The organism is Nonomuraea jiangxiensis, from assembly GCF_900099965.1.
Taxonomy (GTDB): domain Bacteria; phylum Actinomycetota; class Actinomycetes; order Streptosporangiales; family Streptosporangiaceae; genus Nonomuraea; species Nonomuraea jiangxiensis.
Genome location: NZ_FNDJ01000035.1, coordinates 48,074 through 65,742 on the forward strand (window position 1 = coordinate 48,074; position 17,669 = coordinate 65,742).

At 68.5% G+C, this 17,669-nt stretch carries 17 protein-coding genes and 2 pseudogenes; 8 read left to right on the forward strand and 11 right to left on the reverse strand.

Translation table 11 applies throughout. The features are described from left to right. Positions 1-185: 185 nt before the first annotated feature. A complete protein-coding gene (locus BLS95_RS46545) occupies positions 186-524 on the forward strand; it encodes a VOC family protein (RefSeq protein WP_245765702.1) in 339 nt (112 codons plus the stop codon). Between the two features lie 112 nt (positions 525-636). Here BLS95_RS46545 and BLS95_RS46550 read toward each other — a convergent pair whose 3' ends face one another. From BLS95_RS46550 to BLS95_RS46560, 3 genes are all read right to left on the reverse strand, one after another. After that, positions 637-1,221, reverse strand: coding sequence for an IS5 family transposase (locus tag BLS95_RS46550; RefSeq protein ID WP_218136324.1), 585 nt, complete (start codon positions 1,219-1,221; stop codon positions 637-639). A gap of 24 nt (positions 1,222-1,245) precedes the next feature. Next, positions 1,246-2,016 (reverse strand): class I SAM-dependent methyltransferase, encoded by a 771-nt coding sequence (locus tag BLS95_RS46555; RefSeq protein ID WP_218136325.1) that lies wholly within the window; start codon positions 2,014-2,016, stop codon positions 1,246-1,248. Between the two features lie 143 nt (positions 2,017-2,159). Then, positions 2,160-2,723, reverse strand: a complete 564-nt coding sequence (locus BLS95_RS46560) for a dihydrofolate reductase family protein (RefSeq protein WP_090946037.1) — start codon at positions 2,721-2,723, stop codon at positions 2,160-2,162. Between the two features lie 662 nt (positions 2,724-3,385). On the opposite strand from BLS95_RS46560, the gene BLS95_RS46565 reads away from it, so the two are divergent. The 3 genes and pseudogenes from BLS95_RS46565 to BLS95_RS60065 form a co-directional block, all read left to right on the forward strand. Further along, the gene (locus tag BLS95_RS46565; protein ID WP_090946038.1) at positions 3,386-4,201 is read left to right on the forward strand and encodes a tRNA(His) guanylyltransferase Thg1 family protein; all 816 of its coding nucleotides are present in this window, start codon (positions 3,386-3,388) and stop codon (positions 4,199-4,201) included. Between the two features lie 138 nt (positions 4,202-4,339). Then, positions 4,340-4,573, forward strand: coding sequence for a LysR family transcriptional regulator (locus BLS95_RS46570; RefSeq protein WP_090946039.1), 234 nt, complete (start codon positions 4,340-4,342; stop codon positions 4,571-4,573). A 23-nt stretch (positions 4,574-4,596) separates the two neighbouring features. Continuing rightward, positions 4,597-4,719 (forward strand): annotated as a pseudogene (locus BLS95_RS60065) (LysR substrate-binding domain-containing protein); the annotation flags it as partial. A 117-nt stretch (positions 4,720-4,836) separates the two neighbouring features. Here the strand turns inward: BLS95_RS60065 and BLS95_RS46575 are convergent. The 3 genes from BLS95_RS46575 to BLS95_RS46585 all read right to left on the reverse strand — a co-directional run bounded on the left by BLS95_RS46575 (position 4,837) and on the right by BLS95_RS46585 (position 10,471). Then, positions 4,837-6,363: an alkaline phosphatase D family protein gene (locus tag BLS95_RS46575; protein WP_090946040.1), complete on the reverse strand. Its 1,527-nt coding sequence runs from the start codon at positions 6,361-6,363 to the stop codon at positions 4,837-4,839. Positions 6,364-6,509: 146 nt separating this feature from the next. Then, positions 6,510-10,103 carry a S1 family peptidase gene (locus tag BLS95_RS46580; RefSeq protein WP_090946041.1) on the reverse strand — a complete coding sequence of 1,198 codons (3,594 nt, stop codon included), beginning with the start codon at positions 10,101-10,103 and terminating at the stop codon, positions 6,510-6,512. Continuing rightward, complete coding sequence (locus BLS95_RS46585; RefSeq protein WP_090946042.1) at positions 10,100-10,471, reverse strand: CU044_2847 family protein; 372 nt, start codon at positions 10,469-10,471, stop codon at positions 10,100-10,102. Before BLS95_RS46585 ends, BLS95_RS46580 begins: the two co-directional genes overlap by 4 nt. A 648-nt stretch (positions 10,472-11,119) precedes the next feature. Here BLS95_RS46585 and BLS95_RS55020 point away from each other — a divergent pair. Continuing rightward, positions 11,120-11,245: pseudogene (locus BLS95_RS55020) on the forward strand (transposase); the annotation flags it as partial. Between the two features lie 172 nt (positions 11,246-11,417). Here BLS95_RS55020 and BLS95_RS46600 read toward each other — a convergent pair. The 4 genes from BLS95_RS46600 to BLS95_RS46610 form a co-directional block, all read right to left on the reverse strand. Continuing rightward, positions 11,418-12,119: a class I SAM-dependent methyltransferase gene (locus BLS95_RS46600; RefSeq protein WP_245765703.1), complete on the reverse strand. Its 702-nt coding sequence runs from the start codon at positions 12,117-12,119 to the stop codon at positions 11,418-11,420. Between the two features lie 327 nt (positions 12,120-12,446). Next, positions 12,447-12,857 (reverse strand): hypothetical protein, encoded by a 411-nt coding sequence (locus tag BLS95_RS46605; protein ID WP_090946045.1) that lies wholly within the window; start codon positions 12,855-12,857, stop codon positions 12,447-12,449. 142 nt (positions 12,858-12,999) lie between these two features. Then, a complete protein-coding gene (locus BLS95_RS56370; protein ID WP_176993755.1) occupies positions 13,000-13,170 on the reverse strand; it encodes a hypothetical protein in 171 nt (56 codons plus the stop codon). A gap of 307 nt (positions 13,171-13,477) precedes the next feature. Beyond that, positions 13,478-14,656 (reverse strand): pentapeptide repeat-containing protein, encoded by a 1,179-nt coding sequence (locus BLS95_RS46610; protein WP_090946046.1) that lies wholly within the window; start codon positions 14,654-14,656, stop codon positions 13,478-13,480. Positions 14,657-14,708: 52 nt separating this feature from the next. On the opposite strand from BLS95_RS46610, the gene BLS95_RS46615 reads away from it, so the two are divergent. Continuing rightward, positions 14,709-14,975, forward strand: coding sequence for a hypothetical protein (locus tag BLS95_RS46615; protein WP_090946047.1), 267 nt, complete (start codon positions 14,709-14,711; stop codon positions 14,973-14,975). A 5-nt stretch (positions 14,976-14,980) separates the two neighbouring features. Here the strand turns inward: BLS95_RS46615 and BLS95_RS46620 are convergent, their stop codons facing one another. Further along, the gene (locus tag BLS95_RS46620; protein WP_090946048.1) at positions 14,981-15,562 is read right to left on the reverse strand and encodes a TetR/AcrR family transcriptional regulator; all 582 of its coding nucleotides are present in this window, start codon (positions 15,560-15,562) and stop codon (positions 14,981-14,983) included. Positions 15,563-15,794: 232 nt separating this feature from the next. Here BLS95_RS46620 and BLS95_RS46625 point away from each other — a divergent pair, with 232 nt between their 5' ends. Further along, a complete protein-coding gene (locus tag BLS95_RS46625) occupies positions 15,795-16,601 on the forward strand; it encodes an NmrA family NAD(P)-binding protein (RefSeq protein WP_090946090.1) in 807 nt (268 codons plus the stop codon). After that, complete coding sequence (locus BLS95_RS46630) at positions 16,598-17,206, forward strand: DUF1579 family protein (protein ID WP_090946049.1); 609 nt, start codon at positions 16,598-16,600, stop codon at positions 17,204-17,206. The genes BLS95_RS46625 and BLS95_RS46630 overlap by 4 nt, the downstream gene beginning before the upstream one ends. Positions 17,207-17,669 lie beyond the last annotated feature (463 nt).

Below are 17,669 nucleotides of genomic sequence, written 5' to 3' on the forward strand. Positions count from 1 at the left end.
GGGCGTGTATCGAAAGCGCCGGTCGCAGCCACCCGTTGCTCTGAGGCAGGGGTAAACCGCTACTTCAGCGGTGGATGTGGCGAGTACGGTGTGGCTGTGGCCGGTGATCTCGTGCAGCGGCGGCTCACGGAGACAGACGCGCGGACGCGAAGGAGCGAATGGTGCCAGGCGCTGTACTGCGAGGGGTGACTCTGGACTGTGCCGACCCGCAGACGCTGGCGGGCTTCTACGGTGCACTGACCGGGATGCGCGAACTATTCAGTACGGACGAGTTCGTCGCTCTGACGGACGACTCCGGCTGTGATCTGGGGTTCCAGAGGGTTGACGGATACCGGGCTCCGCAGTGGCCGGGTCAGGACGTGCCACAACAAGTCCACCTGGATTTCCGCGCTGACGACCTCGATGCGATGGAAGTGCTGGCCCTGGAACTCGGCGCGACCAAACCGGACCATCAGCCCGGCGACGGACGCTGGCGGGTACTCCTGGATCCGGCTGGCCACCCCTTCTGCCTGACGTCTTCCTGACATCACCGGCGTTGACAGGTATCCCCCGTCAGACGCCGTAGCGCTAAGGCTTGGACGAGCGGTTCATCAGCTGCTGGCCGCCTCGGAGAGGGCATGGCGTCAGATGTGCTGGTCACAGCCACTCGTTGATGGCCGCTACCAGGGCGGGTGCCTCGTAGCGGACCGCGAGCTTGTCGTACCTCGTGGCCACGGCACGGTGCCTTTTGAGGCGATTGATGCCGCACTCTACCGCGTGCCGAGCCTTGTAGTCCTCCGGGTCGAACTTCGGTGGACGGTCGCCGCGGGAGCCGCGTTTCCTTCGGTTGCGGGCCTGGTCGGCCTTGTCCGGGATGGTGCAGCGAATGCCACGTCTGGGCAGATAGGCGCGGTTCTTCCGGGAGGCGTACGCCTTATCAGCGCGCACCCGCCTCGGCCGGGTGCGCGGTCTGCCGGACCCCAGCCGGGGTACCCTGATGCGGCCCAGGACAACCTCGAACTGCGGGGAGTCCCCGCGCTGTCCGGCGGTGATCACGATGGACATGGGCTTTTGCCCCTGCTCGACGGCGAGGTGCAGCTTGGTGGTCAGGCCGCCGCGCGAGCGCCCGAGGCCGTGGTCGTCGGGCTCGACTGCGACACCGCCGGGCGGCTCCTTCTGCAGGTCCCCCTTTTCCTCGCTCCGGCGGCGTTGGCAGGACTCGCCCACTGAAGCGCTAGCCATGACAATTGATCGTTACGGGGGCGCCTAGCTGGCTTCGAGAACGAAGAACAAGAAGCACAGGAACCTCGTGCGGGTGGGCTCGATCTCGCGGAGCTCCTCGGGGAACAGTTCGCGGGCTTCCGGCACAAACGGCGGTTCGCTGATGACGCTGATGCGAAAGCCCGCCGCGGTGAAGGCTTCGGTCATCGCGTGCAGCGGCCGGTCCCAGAACCTCATCTGAGCGGTCTGCCCATGCATCGTCCATTCGTCGGTCCGGCTGCGGGTCTCGAAGTACTTGGGCTTTTCCCCGGCCATGTGCTGAAAGAGAGCGATGGAGAAAGGATGGTCGACCGAGACGAGGAGTCTGCCACCAGGCTTCAGCACGCGTCTCAGCTCGGCCAGTGTCGGTCCCCAGTCTTCCAGGTAGTGCAGCACCAGGGAGGCGGTGACGTCGTCAAACGCCTCGTCGGGGAAGGGCAGTGGGCCAGCCATGTCGGCGACCCGCAGATCCGCGTCGGCGCCCAGCCTCTGCCGGGCCAGCTCCAGCATCCCGGCACTCGCGTCGATGCCGGTGACAATGGCGCCTCGATCGCGCAGCGCGGAGAAGAGGGGACCCGAGCCGCAGCCGGCGTCGAGGATCCGCCGACCGGTCACGTCCCCGGCGAGCTCGAGCATCGCGGGCCGCTCGTAGTACGCGTTCAGGAGGCTCGTCTCGTTCTCGGTCGAGTACCCCTCGGCGATCATGTCGTAGGCATTGAACGGGGAGGGCTGTGCGGTCTCAACGTGATCTTCGGGCATGGTAGGCATGCGGGCCATTGTGGACCAGGAGCCTCGGTGGCACAGACATACGGCTCGTTTGCCGTGGCTGAGCACTTCAATCGGCTCGCGAACGCCGGATGAGCCCGCCCCCTGACGCTGGTCAAGTGGCCCGAAGCACGGGCCGATCCGAGGTCGGGTACTCAGCGCCTGGTCTCGTACCTGGTCAGGAGTACGCCGTCGGGGAACGTCCGGGTCTCCATCAGGGTCAGGTTCACCCAGTTGTCCAGGGCCGTAAAGAACGGCATGCCGCTGCCCAGCAAGACCGGTGCGGTGACCAGCACGTACTCGTCGATCAGCCCGGCCCGCATGGCCGCTGCGGCGAGTGTGGCGCCGCCGATGTCCATGGGGCCACCGTCCTCGGCCTTGAGCCGGGTGATCTCGGTGACCGCGTCGCCGGTGACCAGGCGGGTGTTCCAGTCGACCGTGATGGTCGTCGAGGAGAACACCACCTTCGGCATGTCCCGCCAGCGGCGGGCGTACTCGATCTCCGCCGGTGTGGCGCCAGGCTTCTGGTCGGCGGTCGGCCAGTGGGGGCTCATCGTCTCCCACAGTTTGCGCCCGTACAGCGCCAGGCCGGTCGCCCCCACCCGGTCGGACCACCACTGGAACAGCTCGTCGCTCGGTACGCTCCAGCCGAGGTCGTCGCCGGGCGCGGCGACGTAGCCGTCCAGGCTCAGGTTCATGGCGAAGGTCAGTTTCCGCATGGCGTCAGCCTCCTGTGAGTCGGTAGTCGGCGTACAGACCAGCATGGCGCGGAAAAATCATCGGTCAGGCCATACCGAGGGCCGGTTCACCACCACGCCAGTCCGCCGCGAGAACACCAGCCGGTGCCTGCCTGACGGGCCCAGGCCCAAACCGGCCGGGCCACCGACGCAACGCTGGAGGCGGCCGTCACCGCCGCCCGGCTGGAAGCCGCTCAGGCCGCCGCCGGGCCGGCGCTACCCGAGCTGATCGACCTGAGCACCGATCTCGGTGCCGGGGTGCACGGCGTGGCGCTGCCGGACGCCAACATCGAGGTCATCGCCCGGCACCCAGATGAGCACCGACAAGCGGCCCGAGACGCCCGGCAGCGGTGACCCGCGGGAAAGGCCAGGGCAGCCGGACTGGGCACGGCGGCTGGCCGAGCGTGCCGTTGCTCGCCGACGCCGCGCTCGCAACGCAGGGCAGGGTCCCGGTCACCGTGGTACACCTTCTCCATCCGGCCGGCGCAGCAGTCCGGCCGCGTCCGCTGCAGGAACCCGACCTGCCTGGACGAAAACGGCGAGCGCCCGAGGGCTCACATTGAGAAGAATCGGCTGGACGGCAGTGCCGTGCTCGTTTGGGCCGACGGCAGGTTGACGCACTACTACGAGAACCGGGAGGCATCGTGAGCGACAAGACGGCCTTGGGTGACCGGATGAAGGCGTACGAGGTGGTCACGCGCACGTTGCTTCCGCGCCGTACATACGCCGTGGTGCGGGTGGACGGCCGGGCGTTCCACAGCTTTCTGAGGCACGCTGAGCGGCCGTTCGACGGGGCGGTGATGCGCGCGATGGACGCCGTGGCGGAGGCCCTGTGCGCGGAGATGTCGGGAGCCGTATTCGCCTTCGCCCAGTCGGATGAGTGCTCGGTGCTGCTGACGGACTTCGAGTCGCACGGCACGCAGCCATGGTTCGGCGGCGTGATCCAGAAGGTCGTGTCCATCGCTGCCTCAACCGCGACAGTGGCGTTCAACAGGTCGTACGGGATGCGCTTCGAGCCGTCCTCCGCGGACGGCTACGCCACGTTCGATGCCCGCGTCTTCACCATCCCGGACGTCGTGGAGGTCGCGAACTACTACCTCTGGAGGCAGCGGGACTGCGTCCGCAACTCCATCACCATGGCCGCCCAGGCGAAGTTCTCCCACAAGCAGCTCCACGGCAAGTCCACGGGCGACATGCAGGAAATGTTGTGGTCGCAGCACCGCATCAACTGGAACGACTACCCCGATGGGGCCAAGCGCGGCCGGGTGTGCGTCCGGTACGCCGAGGAGCGGGACGCCACCTGGACCGAGCGCAACGTTGACCAGCAAATCACGTCGCGGGCCGTGCGCTCACGGTGGGCCTCGGAGGCTGCGCCGCACTTCACCGCGACCTCTGACGGGTGGCTGGCGTCCGTCATCCCGGCCATGCCATCTCTGACGGCCGGCATGGAGGCATCGTGAAGAATCGAAGATGCAGTCCGGCGAGATCCCGAACGTGCGGTGGCCGGCGCCCGAACCGGCCAGCGCGCCCGGCTCGATGACCGTCAAGCCCAAGCCGGAGCGGTGCGCGAACTACGGGAAGCGCCCAAGGTGCGGCCGATGATCAGGCTCTGGCGCCGCTGGTTCGGCGGGTTCGTCGCCGAACTGCGCAAGCACTTCCGCTTCGCCGGCACCCGGCTGCTGGAGAGGATCCCGACCGGGACCACCCCCACGCGGGCCGGGGCGCCGCTCGCCGGCCGTGCGCAGGAGCTCCTCGACCTGGAGGAGCGGATGTTCGCCGAGATCGCCGCCGACAGCGGACGTGCCACGGGCACGACGGAGCTGCCGCGCTGATCGCCGCCGCCTCGCCCGGGGCCGTGCCGCCGAGGTTCGGCAGCGGGGAGACCGTCAAGCGGTGCGTCGAGGCCGGGCTCGGGCTCACCCTGCTCCCCAGGGCCGCCGTCGCCGCCGAGTTGTCGGCCGGGCGGCTCGGTCTCCGGCGGTGTCGGCCGTCCTGTCGGTGCTCGCCGAGGCGGCCCCGGCACCTCCGGGGTGACGATGAGATGTGGACCGGGTGCCCCCGTCTTGCCACGAAGCGGGGGCAGGACGGCATGGTGTCAGAGCCGGCGCACCGATCCGACCTTGGCGCCGGCGTCCAGCCGCCAGCGGTCGCCCGTGCTGACCGTGCCGTTGGGGAGATCCACCTGGTTGCCGAGCACATACGTCGATGTCCAGTTCGCCGATGTGGCCGCGCAGAGCAGGTAGCCGCGGTAGGCGTTCAGGGTGCCGTCCTGGAGGTAGGCGTACGAGGCGCGGTAGGCGCCGGTGTCCGCGCCGCGGTCGTAGTCGGTGTCGCCGGTGCTGGTCACCGGAGGGCCGACGAATTCCGTGGCGACGAGCTCGGACGTCGCGTTGCGGCGCCGGCGCACGTGCGTGACGATCCCGCGATGGATGTCCCCGCTCACCACCACCGGGTTGAACGGGCGCTGCGTGCGGGAGGCCAGGCGCCCCGCGAGGGCATCGGTCAACGTGCTGCGGTCGGCGTCGTAGGCCGACCAGCCGCCGCCTCCGTTCGGGAACCAGGAGAGCGGCTGGCCGGATCCGATCGCCGTCCACGTGGTGTTCGAGGTGGCGACCTTGTCGAGCAGCCAGTCCAGTTGCTCCCGCCCGAGGATCGTGGCGGGCGCCCGGTACTGCCGCCCGTCGGTGAGCAGCAGGTCCAGGTTCGTTCCCCACCTGATGCGTCGGTGGAGTGTCAGCTGCATCAGCCCGGACGCGGTGTCCAGCACCGGCGGGCCGCCGCGCAGCGGCATGTTCTCCCAGTACGCCTGCAACGCCGCCGCGAGCTGGGCCCGCTCCGCGACGGTCATGCCGGGGGCACGGCCCTGTACGTCGTTCCAGAACTCGTGGTCGTCGGGCACCGTGTAGGTGGGGAACCGCGCGTGCATGTCCAGCAGGGCCAGGCGCGACTTGTACTGTCCGTACCGGATCCGGTAGTCCGACAGTGACACGATCTGCCGGGGCGGGAGGTGGCCCGGCCGGCCGAAGTCGTAGATGTAGTCGCCGAGGTGCACCACGAAGTTGACGTCGTCGCGGGTGGCGAGGTCGGCGATGCCGTTGAAGTAGAAGATGCCGCTGCCGGGCTTGGCCATGTTCTGACAGCTCAGCACGGCGAAGCGTACGGTGTCGTCCGTTTGCGCGGCCGGAGCGGTGAGGGTGCGGCCGACCGGGCTGACCCAGTCACCGACGCGGAACCGGTAGTGGTACACGGTCCCGGGCTTCAGGCCGGTGACATCGACGTGTACGGCCCAGGCGTACTGCGGCTCGGCCACGAACACCCCGGAGGTAAGCGGGCGGGTGTCCAGGTCCTCCTGCGTTTCGGCGACCGTCCACTCGACCGGGATCGGGCCCTGCCCGTTCATGCCCAGCCCGGCCTCGGTCGGCTGGGTGGTCAGACGCGTCCAGATCACGACGGCGCCCGGCAGCGCGTCACCGGAGGCGACACCGACGGTGAACGGGGTGGACGGCAACGTGGCGGCGGAGGCCGGGGCCGCCTGCCACAGGGCGCCGACGGCCAGACCACCTGCGGCGATCGCGGCACCTCGGGCGTTGAAGAGGAACGTCCTGCGACTTAACTCGGGCATGTTCGACCCGCTTTCCAGGCATAAAGGGAGGGCGTAGCCACGAGTACGCGGGGCCGACGAATATCAGCCGAACCTCGTGTGGTCACGCGACGAACTCCTCATGGCACAAGCAGCCCGGCCATAACCCGTCCCCCGGCCACGCCCCCTCAGCTGCCTAATTCCGCTTGGCGCTCATGTTCCGGCGCGAGGTTCTCGTAGAACCAGAGCGGCTCGTCGGGCTGGTAGGTAAGGCTCGGCCGGGACAACAACTCCCGCAGGAGGTGCCGCGCCTCGTCGCCTGACACCCGTCCCCTCTTCCAGCGGGTGACGAGCTCCAGAGCGTTCTCCAGTTCTTCGTTGGTGTCCTCCGCGGCGTCGTCGTTCGGCAGCACCGGGGCGGAGGATCCGCCAGAGTCGTCCTGGCCGAGGAGTTCGCGCAGCAGGAGGGCGCGGATCTGTGTCTCCCGCCTGAGAGGTGCGGCGACGTCGGAGTTCTGGAGGTCCGCGACGGCCTGGACCGCGCGGGCCAGGGTCGCACTCGCGTCCGCGTAATCGTCCGCCTGGACCTGCCAGGAGCTCAGCTTGATCAACACGGCGACGAGACGTTCCGTGCGCTCATGCCGCGAATGGTGCTCGACCGCCCGGGACAACGCCTCGAAGGCCTCCTCGCGGCGACCGAGATCGATCAGCACGTTGGCCAGCGTGGTGGTGGTGATGCCGGCGTTCGACCAGGCCTCGATCCGGGCGTCGATCTCCCCGGCCTCGCGGATCAGGGGAAGGGCGATCTCAAGCTCGCCCAGCGCCAGGTGCGAGCGGCCCGCCTCGTACTTGGCGAGCGAGAGCTTGTCCTGGTCCAGGTGGATCGAGGGAGAGGCCAGGGCCTGCTCGCACCAGAACAGCCGGTCGGCCTGCTCGTTCAGCCGGCCGCAGAGATGAACGTTGTTGAGCATCGCCGACAAGGCGTCCGGGTGCAGGCCGAGCTCCGAGAACAGGTCGGCGGCCGTCCGCCCGTGGTCGAGGGCCTGGCTCGACTCTCCCTGCCGGCCGAGCAGGATGCTCAGCTTGAAGTGGGTCCGCGCCTCCGGCACCGGCAGCCGGTAGGCGGAGCTGATCTGGAGTGCTTCGCGGTAGGAGTCCGCGGCGAGCCCGGGCGATCCCATCTTCTCCAGTTGCTCGGCGGTGTCGTGGCAGGCAGTGACGGCCCGCTCCGGCTCGCCGTTCCGCAGATGCAAGCGGATCCGGATCTGGCACATTCGGGCGATTCCGTCGATCTCCTTGCGCGCGGAGTAGAGAAGCCAGAGATCGAGGGCGAGATCAGTGGCCGTCGGCATCAGGGCCAGGCGCTCGGCGAGCTCCTCTGCCGCGTGGAAGATCTCGGGGTCCAGTTCGCCGGAGAACTCCGCCTCAGGGGACAGATCGGTGATCTCACGCAGCCGGTCGCGAAGGAACCACGCCGCGCGCTCCTGGAACGCGCGCAGGACCTCGGGGTCCTCCTGGGAGTCGCGCCGTTCGCGGGCGAACAGCCGGATCAGCTCGTACAGGGCGAAACTGCTCTCCTTGGCGCCCTGCACATCGACGGTCAAGGTACGTTCGCTCAGGTTCTGATCGGCCAGGCGGTGGAGGACGAGGCCCTGCTTGAACGGATCCAGGCCGGCGGCGTGGGCGTACGCCCGGGCCGTCACGGCGGCACCAGGGAACGCCGTCATCAGCCGCAGGGCCCGGCGGCCGTCGTCGGGCAGCAGCGCGTAGCTGAGCGCGATCGCCGCCCCCACCGGCCGGGCGCCGGTGTCCAGGTACTGCAGCCGGGTGACCTCGTTGGCCAGGATGTCCCGCAGATGCCACAGGTCAGTCTCGGGGGCGGCCACCAGCCAGGATCCGACGACGCGCAGGGCCAGCGGGATGTCGGCACACAGTTGGGCGATGTCGTCCAGCGCGACCCCGTCGCCGCCGCGCTCGCCCGCGTACATCCGCAGCAGGGCCACCGACTCCGCCCGGAACATCGGCTCGACCCCGAACGACAGCCCGGGGTCGGCGAGATCCTGCAGGCGGTCCCGGGAGGTGACGATGACGGCGCAGGAAGCGGCCCGCCGTACGAGCGGCGCGACATGCGCGGCGTCGCGGACGTTGTCGAACAACAGCAGCACGTTCCGGCCCTCCAACGCGGTGAGGAACAGGTCCAGCGCCGCGGACTCGTCGGTGGCCGTCTCACTGAGGCCGACCCCGAGTGCCTCGGACAGGATCCGTACGGCCGTGCGCGGCCCACGCCGCCGCTCCGGGTCCAGCCCGAACAGATCGAGGTAGTAGACCCCTCCGGTGAAACGATCGGCCAGCCGCCTCGCGACTTCGACGGCCACGGCCGAGGTCCCCGCTCCTGGCTGTCCCGAGAGATAGGTGACGGCGCTGCCCCGTGACTCCAGGTTTCCCACCAGTCCGTCGCAAATCCGGGTGAGCAGCTCGTCCCGTCCGAGGAAGTACGGGTCGGGCGGCGGCAGCCGGCACATGCGCTGCGCGGTCGCCCCGATCAGCGCTTGGTGGCCGGTTCGACCGGATTGTCGCGGCACCTCCGCCAGGGTCACCTCCTCGGACCCGCGCTCCACCAGCACGATCTCGGTCGAGGGCGAGAGGAGCGGGGGCAGCAGCGCTTCGAGATGGCCGAGGAAGCGCCGGGTCGCGGCGGCCGTGGATCCCGCCAGCGCGGCCGTCAGGTGATGGCGGCAGCCGGCGGACAGGTGCCGGAACAGGGCGCCACGGATCTGGTCCCCGACCACCTGGACCAGCCTCTCCCAGGCTTCCCTGGGTCGCACCACTCCGTCGCCCAGCGGGGCGCACCACAGGTCGACGGCCCGGTCGTGGCCGGGCAGTCCTGGCAGCAGGATCCGGGCGTCCAGGCCGTGACGCCGCAGGCGTTCGCGCAGTTCCAGGGCCCAGACGGAGTCCTGGCGCGCGGCCAGGGCCGTCTCGACGGCCAGCCGGTCGACGACGGCGCCGAGTCCACCGGGCCCGCGGCATGACCGGTCGAGATCGCGCAGGACCGTCGCGGCCTCCAACGCGGCCTCGCCCGGACCCGCACCCGACGAGTTCCCAGGCTCCTGCATGTCCGCGGGCCGGGCAGGAACCAGGATCGAACCCGCGGCTCCGTCGACAATGACGATCTCATCGTGCAGGCGTAACCACGGCACGGCGGACAGCAGCTCGGCCAGATGCTCGGCACAACTGATCCACACCGAGTCGCGCAGCCACCCGTCCCCGCTCCTGTAGCGGCCCGACACGACACCGAGTACCACGTCGTCGGCCGTGCGCAGCAGGGGTGCGCCGCTCATGCCTTTGAGCACGGAGCTGCTGCTGAACCGGGCCAAGCTCACGCCGTCGCGCTGGACGGGTCCCTCCCAGTGCCCGGTGGCGGTCAGCAGCCCGTACTCGTGCCCGGGGTCGTCGATCTGAGGAACGCCCATCACATAGCCGTCGGTACGCAACCGCACGCCGGCCGACGCGGCGAGGCCGGGTACCGACCCGTCGAGCGGTCGTTCCGTGAGCAGCACGGCCAGATCACAGGCGGGATCCCCCGCGATGAACTGCGCCTTGAACGCCGGCAGGGAGCCGTCGAGCGCGTCGACCTCGACCTCGGCGTCCGGCTCGTCGCAGCCGATCTCGACCAGCACATGCCAGGCGGTGACGGTGATCCTGGGGGCGAACTGGAAACAGGTTCCCCGTGCGAAGCCGTCACCGTCCAGGATCCGCCCCAGGAAAGCGGGAACCTTCACGCCGGCGCCGCCTCGGCGTCCTCCTGCGGCTCGGGCGATTCGGGTACGGGCATGACCTGCCCGTACACCAGCTTCACCTTGAGGGACGCCTCTCCAGATGCCTCGGACAGGATGATGCTCCCCTTGGCCGAGAACTTCAGTCCGAACTCCACCTCCACGGCCGACGGGGCCGCGGCCCGCCGCCCGGTGTCCCGGATCATGGCGGCGGTCGACGAGGCGATCTCGGCGATGGTCGCCTGCGCCCGGGGCCAAAGGTCTTGAAGGTGTTCCGCCGGGTTCGCACCCCGCGAGGTGAACTCCGACCCGCTCACGGCTGTGGTCTCGACCACCACTGTCGCCTGCCCGATCCGCATCGGAATCGTCCCCATCTGCACCCCTTCCGCCTCCCAGGGCCTATGTTCCGCGATCGGGGAACATACGACCAGCGAATTCACGCGATGAGCGCGCAGGCGACCGGCGCGAACCATGGAACCGTGGAACACCGGGTCCATGGACAGGCTCAGACGTGCAGGGTGGGCCGGTAGATGAGCTCCTGGGTGTGGCCGTCGAGCGTCCGACTCTCGATCAGCTCAAGGTCGAAGTCGGCCCCGCCCTGGAAGATCGGTCCCAATCCGGGTCCTACCGATGATCACCGGAAAGATCGTCCCCTGGACGCGGTCGACCAGGCCGACGACCCATCAGCGAGTTACTTCTTGCGGCTGGATTGGGGCCATCAATCGTGTTGTTCGGACGCTGAGGCTTTCTTTTCTTGGCCCTATCGAACCTTAGCCAAAGGAGGACCAGGAACGGGACACTAGTGATGCCGACGGCCTTTGCCAGAGCATTTCCCGGTCACCGCCGAGGGAATCTGCCCCCGGCCGGTAAGAAGCGGCACTTTCCAGGGTCGTCGCAACACAGTGGCTCTAGTTGATGACGGCGAGAAGCATAGCGAGACGCTCGGCTGGGGTAGCCCAGTCGAGCGTCTTTCTTGGTCTGGAGTTCAGTTCGGCAGGGTTGCGTCCACGGGAGTGGTGTACGAGGTCTCACACATGGCCAAGGTGCTGGATGAGCAGGTGGAGGCGTTCCGGACGCGGGCGCTGGACGCCGGCCCGTACTCGTTCGTGTGGCTGGACGCGCTGACCCAGAAGGTGAGATGTGCAGGAAGTGCAGCAGCCCATCCACGCTGTGAGGGGGCAGTTCCGGGCAGAGCACGCGGCCGCCAGCCGTACGGTTGTCCAGCAACGCGGCGACCTCGACCAGGCCGCCGCGGATCCTCACGACCCCTCCTCCCTGCCCAGGCGTCGTCGCCAAGGCAAACGTGGCCTGGTACGGGTATCAGTCGGTCTGAAGGACGAAGAACAAGAAGGACAGGAACTTTCCCGAGGGTCTGTCCGCGAAGGCTTCGGGGAACGCTTCGCGGGCGCTCGGTGCGGGGGCCGGTTCGCTGATGGCGGTGATCCGGAAGCCTGCCCCCGTGAAGGCGTCGGCCATCGCGTGCAGCGGCCGACTCCAGAAGGTCAGCAGGGCGGTGTGACCGCCAAGGGTCCATTCGTCGGAGCTGCTGCGAGTCGCGAAGTAGCTGGTGCCGGGCTCGGCTTGCAGGAAGTCGGCGAAAGGGTGATTGACGGACACGAGCAGTCGGCCGCCGGGCGCCAGCACGCGCCGCAGTTCGGCCAACGGTGCCGTCCAGTCCTCCAGGTAGTGCAGGACCAACGACGCAACGACATCATCGAATGCGGCATCGGGGAACGGCAGCGGGCTACTCAGATCAGCCAGGTGCAGGGGCACATCGTCGCCGAGCCGCTGCCGGGCCAGCTCCAGCATCTTGGCGCTGGCGTCGAAGCCGGTCATGATGGCGCCGCGGTCGCGCAGTGCCGCGGACAAGGGGCCGGAGCCGCAACCGGCGTCGAGGATCCGCCGGCCGGCCACGTCACCGGCCAGGTCCAGCATCGCAGGTCGCTCGTAATAGGCGTTGAGGAGGCTGGTCTCGTTCTCGGCCGAATACGCCTCGGCGATACTGTCGTAGTCGTTGGGCACAACTCCCTCTGCGGGCCCGGCGGCACCCTCGGGAACAGAACGAATCCACGACGGCCGCGTGACGCGTGCGGTGCCTGCTTGCCCGGTGGAACTCTTGGGAGCGAAAGTCATACGGGCGATCCTGGCACACGCGGCCCCCTCTGTCCGGCTTCGGGCGTTTCGCGATCGTGTTGCGCGACCAGCCCCACAGGTAGCTAACTGTAATCACGCTCACGGATTGCGTTACCAGGGGCCGTTCGGGCTTGTTTCATTGGTGGCCTGTGAAACGCTGGGACGTCATCATCGGCGACGGCCCCGCCGGGGGCTCTCCGCGCCTGGGGGGCGGCCTCAGCACATCTCCTCGGCCTTGTTCCTGAGGCCGTCCTGATTGAGCTTGACGTCGTAGCCGTACTCGGAGCTGTCGTCGTAGTACTGGATCACGATCCCGTCCCGGTACAGGTCCTTCTTATGGCCTGCTCTGAGCGTGACCCCACCGTAGGTGAGCTGCACTCCGGTCTTGTACGCCCTGATCTCGTAGAACCGGTCCTCGCGCAGGTCGAGATCGCCCTCCGTCACGGACCAGCCCTTGGGCAGCTCCTCCAGGTCGACGAACCCGATCTTCTCACCCTGCAGAGCCGGACCGCTGATCCTGGCCTGATCGAGCAACTCGCCACCAGAGCGGTGGTAGACGACCACCGAATCCGGCGCCTGGTCGCACCAGGCCACCGCCACCGTCAAATCGCCGTCCCTGCCGAGCATAAGCCCGGTCCGGCCACCGCTTGCCGGCGTACATGCCGTTAGCGCGAGCAGCATTCCGACGGCGGCGGCGGTGGCACGGGCGACCTGGAATCTCGTGATCCGCAAGCTGCCACACTCGTCGGGCGGCGGTCAACGGAACATCTCAGCCGCCCAACTCGCTCAGCTGCTCGGCTTTCAGCTTCACAGTCAAGGCCCTCAGGTTTGCCGCCAGGTGCCTGATCGACGACATACCAGGGATCGACGAAGCGTTCAGCAGCAGCGCCGAACTCCGCTCCGACGGCACGTTCGCCTTCAACATCACCAAGGCACGCACCGACCTGTACCCGCTCCGAGGCAGGTATCCGGTGCGCGGGATTCTGCACGGGGGCCTTCGTGCTGAGAGCGATCCGCGTGTGCTGGTGGTGTGTGACACGGGTCGGACTTCTGGTCAGGTGGTCGGTGGAGTCCTGCTAACTCGGGCGCTGGCGCTTGTATCTTGGGGCGATGTATCCCCCGATCGAACCCTGCGACCACGGGGACCTGCGCTAAGCGACAGGGCGTTGACCTGGTGTGACGCTGTTCCGGGAAGAGGGCGGCATTGATGCACTGTGCGGTCTGCACGCCGAACCCGATCCGACCGGTCAGGGGTTCTCGCCCCTGGGCGCCCACATCAGACGCCCCACGCCCTCGGGTGTCACCTGCAGATGCCACTCGTCCGGCCACACGTGATTACCTGAAGGATCGGCTGTCGCATTCGCGAACCTGACCTCCCCCGCGACACCCATTCCCGTGTAGTTGGCGTCCCCGGTATAGATCGACGCCTCGAACGAGGCGCTCCCAGGGATGCTCGCTTCCTCGAAGTAGGCGTTTCCGGCGAAGGTCACTCCCCTGAAGTCGGCGCCCCACATGGTCGCCCACCCGAACCAGGCTGTATCTGCGAAGGTCGCCCCCTCGAACCTGGCCCCTCCGCCGAAGGTCGCCTCGCCGAAGTCGGCGTACCCGGTGAAGGTCGCCGCCTCGAACGAGGTCACCTTGAACGAGGCCCTTTCGCCGAAGGTCGCGCGCAAAAACCGGGCGTCTCCAATGAAGTGGGCGCGGCTGAATTCGGCGGTGGAGATGTGGGCGTCGATCCAGTCGAAGTCGATGAGAGTGGCGCCGGTTAGATCGATGCGCATCCCTTCCCACAGCAGCGGACTGGGCGGGAGCTTGTCCCGCCGCTTCAGCGGACGATCGTCGCGCAGGTGCTCGCCCAGGATGCGCTGGGCGGTCAGGCGTACCTGCCGTTCGCCTTCCTGGTCGGCCGGGTCTGGTGACGGTGCCGCCGGGGCCGCGACGGCGGCTGTGCGAGCGGCCCGGTAGCGGTGCCGGGCCGCCTGCAGCGCGGCCTTGCGTTGGTGGTCCGGGTCCGGTGTCGTGGGCGGGGTGTAGGGCATGCGCAGGTAGGCGCAGATCACGTTGACGATGGTTTGGCGGTGCCCGGGGTTGGCCTGGGCCAGGCGTTCCAGGGCGTACAGGCCGCCCAGGCGTACGGCGGCCTTGTCATGGCCGAGTTGCTCGACCGCTTTGGTGTACAGGTCGGTGACCCGCCGTTCGGTGGCGTCGTGGGTGGTGTGCGCGGCGGTGATCTCTTGGTGGCGCTGACGATGGAAGGCCAAGCCCAAGGTGATGGCGGCACCCACCCCGGCGCCGGATGCCAGCGCGGTGCGCAGCACCTCCCCCCGCGCGCTGCCTGCCCCGAGGGTGGGCTGTCCGGCCTGGCCGGACAGATCGGCCAGCAACCACCACAAGGTGCCACCCACGGCGGCGCCGACCAGGAGCACGGCCAGCCGAATCCACCAGGCCGCGGCCTGCGGGGTGGACAGCGTCGGCGGAATGGAGATCGAGGCCGCCGGCGAGCACTCCTTGCACGCCGATCAGCCGGACGGCGCCGCCCCGTTCTTCGGCCCGGCGTTGGCCGCTGATCAGGACCCACAGGGCATGGCAATCGCAGAAGGCCAGATCACGGGCATTGATCACGATCCGGGGCGGCGATCGTCATGCGTCGGACGCTGGCATGCGCTCGTTCTTGCCCCTTGGCGGGTGGTCATGGTTGGGGCTTGCTGGGCTGATCGGGACCACGGCCTTGTCGATCGGAGGTGATCGCGTCATTCGTTCGCGGATGTCGCGGACGCGAGAAGGAGTTCGGCGAGTGACCTGGCGCGCCGGGCGGGGCCCTGGTCGCCAAGTGCCTGGACGGACGCGTACACGCCTTCCATGGCAAGGGTGAGGTGGTCGGCGAGCGAGGAGGGATCGGCGGCTCCGGTGGCCTCGGCCAGCTCGCCCAGGCGCGCACGGACCCAGCCTTTGGTGCCGGCCGCGTGCTGGTGGGCGGGGTGATGCGGGTCGGGGATCTCGGCCAGGGCCATCAGGAAGGGGCAGCCGCGGCACTGGCCGGGGCGTACCTGTTCGGCGAGCGCGTCGAAGAGCGCGAGTATCCGTTGGCTCGGCCCCCGGCTGTCGTCCGCGGTCACGGCATTGAACCAGTCCCTGTAGAGCGAACCGGCTCGTTCAACGTATGCGGTGATCAGGTCGTCCTTGGAGGCGAACAGCCGATAGAGGGTCGTGGGCGCGACGCCCGCCTCGGCGGCGATCCGGTCGACGCCGACGGCCCGGATGCCGTGCCAGTAGAACAGGTCGTGGGCGATCTGGAGCACGTGCTCACGCGTCTGCACGGCGCTGCGCCGCATGTGCGACCCCTTGTTAGGACGGAGGAACTGTCCTACTGTAGCCCACTGTTAGGGAACGATCCCTAACATTCTGAAGGAGGAAATCCATGATCTTGGTGACAGGCGGTTCCGGTGGCCGCCTTCGCCTCCGGACGCCGTGGTCATCGACCTCGGCCGCCGGCTCCGCGGGCACGAGCAGGTCCGCCGCCGGACCTCGGCGGAGGTCCGTCGCGCACTTCGCAGGGACGCTGCGATGATCCTGGTCACTGGTGCCACCGGCAACGTCGGACGCGAGGTGGCGGGGGCACTGGCCGAGGCCGGCGTCCCGGTTCGCGCAGTGTCTCGCGCCTCCGGTGCCGATCTGAACGATCCAGCCTCAATGCGCCCCGCGCTGGACGGGGTTCGGGCGGTGTTCCTGCTACCCGGCTACCGCGACATGCCTGGACTGGCGGCCGAGTTCGTGGACGCCGGGGTCGAGCGGGTGGTGCTGCTGTCCGGTCAGTCCGCGGTGGCCACCGACACCGGGAACGCCGTCTCGCAGTACATGATCGCCTCTGAGACGGCGGTCCGCGAGTCCGGCCTGGCCTGGACGTTCCTACGGCCGGCCGCCTTCATGTCCAACACCCTGCGATGGCTGCCGCAGCTGCGTGCCGGCGACGTGGTGCGCGACGCCTTCGGTGATGTGCCGATTGCGAGCATCGACCCGGCCGACATAGCCGCCGTGGCGGCCCTGGCGCTGCTGGAGCCCGGGCACGAGGGCCGCGCCTACTCGCTCACCGGACCACAGGCGTTGCTGCCGGCCGCCCGGGTGCGCATCCTGGGCCGGGCACTCGGCCGTGACCTGCGCTTCGAGGCACTGTCAGACGAGGACGCCTGGGCCGAGATGAGCGCCACCACACCGGTGGAGTACGTCAAGGCGTTCTTCAGCTTCTACCGCGACCACACCATCGACGAGACCACTGTCCACCCCACCGTGGAACAGCTCACCGGCCGCCCGCCCCGCACCTTCGACCAGTGGGTCACCACCCATGCCTCCGACTTAAGAGAGCGACTCTCATGATCAGGAAACTCGTCTGGGCGGTCGCCGCGGCCGTCCTCGCCCTGACCGGTACGACAGGCGCATCCGCCACCGCCGCCAGCGAACCTGCCGACAACCTGACGCCCGGCCCCTACCAGCACGCCCTCGACCCGTTGGTCGGCACCTGGCAGGCGATCAAGACCAACTATGTTCTCAGCCCAGACGGCCAGCCGATCGTGTCCAAGGACATCACTGTCCGCACCCGCTGGATCGCCAAGACCAGCGGACGGTTCCTGGAGGAGGAGACCGAAGGCACCCTCGGCGGGAACAAGTACTTCCGGGTGGGCGTGCTCGGCTTCTCCAACATCGACCGCCGCTATGAGTGGACCACCTTCGACAACGTTACCCCGACCTCGATGACCTACCGCGGCCCTGCCCTCACGCACGGAACGTCGAAGATCTCCATGCCCGGCCAGTTCACCGACCCGGGCATTCTCGGCCCCGACTACCTGGGCAAGACGATCCCGATGCGCACTGTGATCACCATCAGGTCGAACGAACAGCACACGTTCGACCTGTATTTCACGCCGCCCGGCCAGAAAGAACGCCTGGTCGACCGCGTCGTGTACACCCGCAAGACCCGATAAAGCCGGGCTCCGCCCAGGGCCGGGTGGGCACGTCCGCCGGACGCTCGCCAACCACGCTGCTCCGGTGCCTCGGTCACCACTCGATGGAGCGGCCGTCCCGGAACGATAGCCCGCTCGGCCCGTCGTCCATCAGGTTGCGACCTCGACGACGCCTAGGTTGGTGGTGATCCAGCGGGTGAGACGGCGGGGCGAAGGCGGCGGGTGCTCGCCGCTGCAGCGGCCAGTATGAGCGAGGCAGTAGTGCATTCCGTCGCCCACTGCCGGGAAATGGGGGAAATTTTTGGCTTCGCGTGACGCTCCGGTTCGGCGGAGGGACGAGCTCCTGCGGCGGACCGCCTTGTGCATGAGCCGAGAGCCCCTGATCCAGTACGTGTGACCTTGCCGGGAATACCTGTGTTTTGCCCTGCTTTGCAGACCTGATGATTCGCTGACGGCCCATTGTTCAGCGATGTGTATCGTGTTT

Coding starts and splice junctions, on each gene's coding strand:
- BLS95_RS46550 (WP_218136324.1), bottom strand. CDS start 1,221: ATGGCTAGCGCTTCAGTGGGCGAGTCCTGCCAACGCCGCCGGAGCGAG.
- BLS95_RS46555 (WP_218136325.1), bottom strand. CDS start 2,016: ATGGCCCGCATGCCTACCATGCCCGAAGATCACGTTGAGACCGCACAG.
- BLS95_RS46560 (WP_090946037.1), bottom strand. CDS start 2,723: ATGCGGAAACTGACCTTCGCCATGAACCTGAGCCTGGACGGCTACGTC.
- BLS95_RS46570 (WP_090946039.1), top strand. CDS start 4,340: ATGATCAGGCTCTGGCGCCGCTGGTTCGGCGGGTTCGTCGCCGAACTG.
- BLS95_RS46575 (WP_090946040.1), bottom strand. CDS start 6,363: ATGCCCGAGTTAAGTCGCAGGACGTTCCTCTTCAACGCCCGAGGTGCC.
- BLS95_RS46585 (WP_090946042.1), bottom strand. CDS start 10,471: ATGGGGACGATTCCGATGCGGATCGGGCAGGCGACAGTGGTGGTCGAG.
- BLS95_RS46605 (WP_090946045.1), bottom strand. CDS start 12,857: ATGCTCGGCAGGGACGGCGATTTGACGGTGGCGGTGGCCTGGTGCGAC.
- BLS95_RS46615 (WP_090946047.1), top strand. CDS start 14,709: ATGGAGATCGAGGCCGCCGGCGAGCACTCCTTGCACGCCGATCAGCCG.
- BLS95_RS46620 (WP_090946048.1), bottom strand. CDS start 15,562: ATGCGGCGCAGCGCCGTGCAGACGCGTGAGCACGTGCTCCAGATCGCC.
- BLS95_RS46625 (WP_090946090.1), top strand. CDS start 15,795: ATGATCCTGGTCACTGGTGCCACCGGCAACGTCGGACGCGAGGTGGCG.
- BLS95_RS46630 (WP_090946049.1), top strand. CDS start 16,598: ATGATCAGGAAACTCGTCTGGGCGGTCGCCGCGGCCGTCCTCGCCCTG.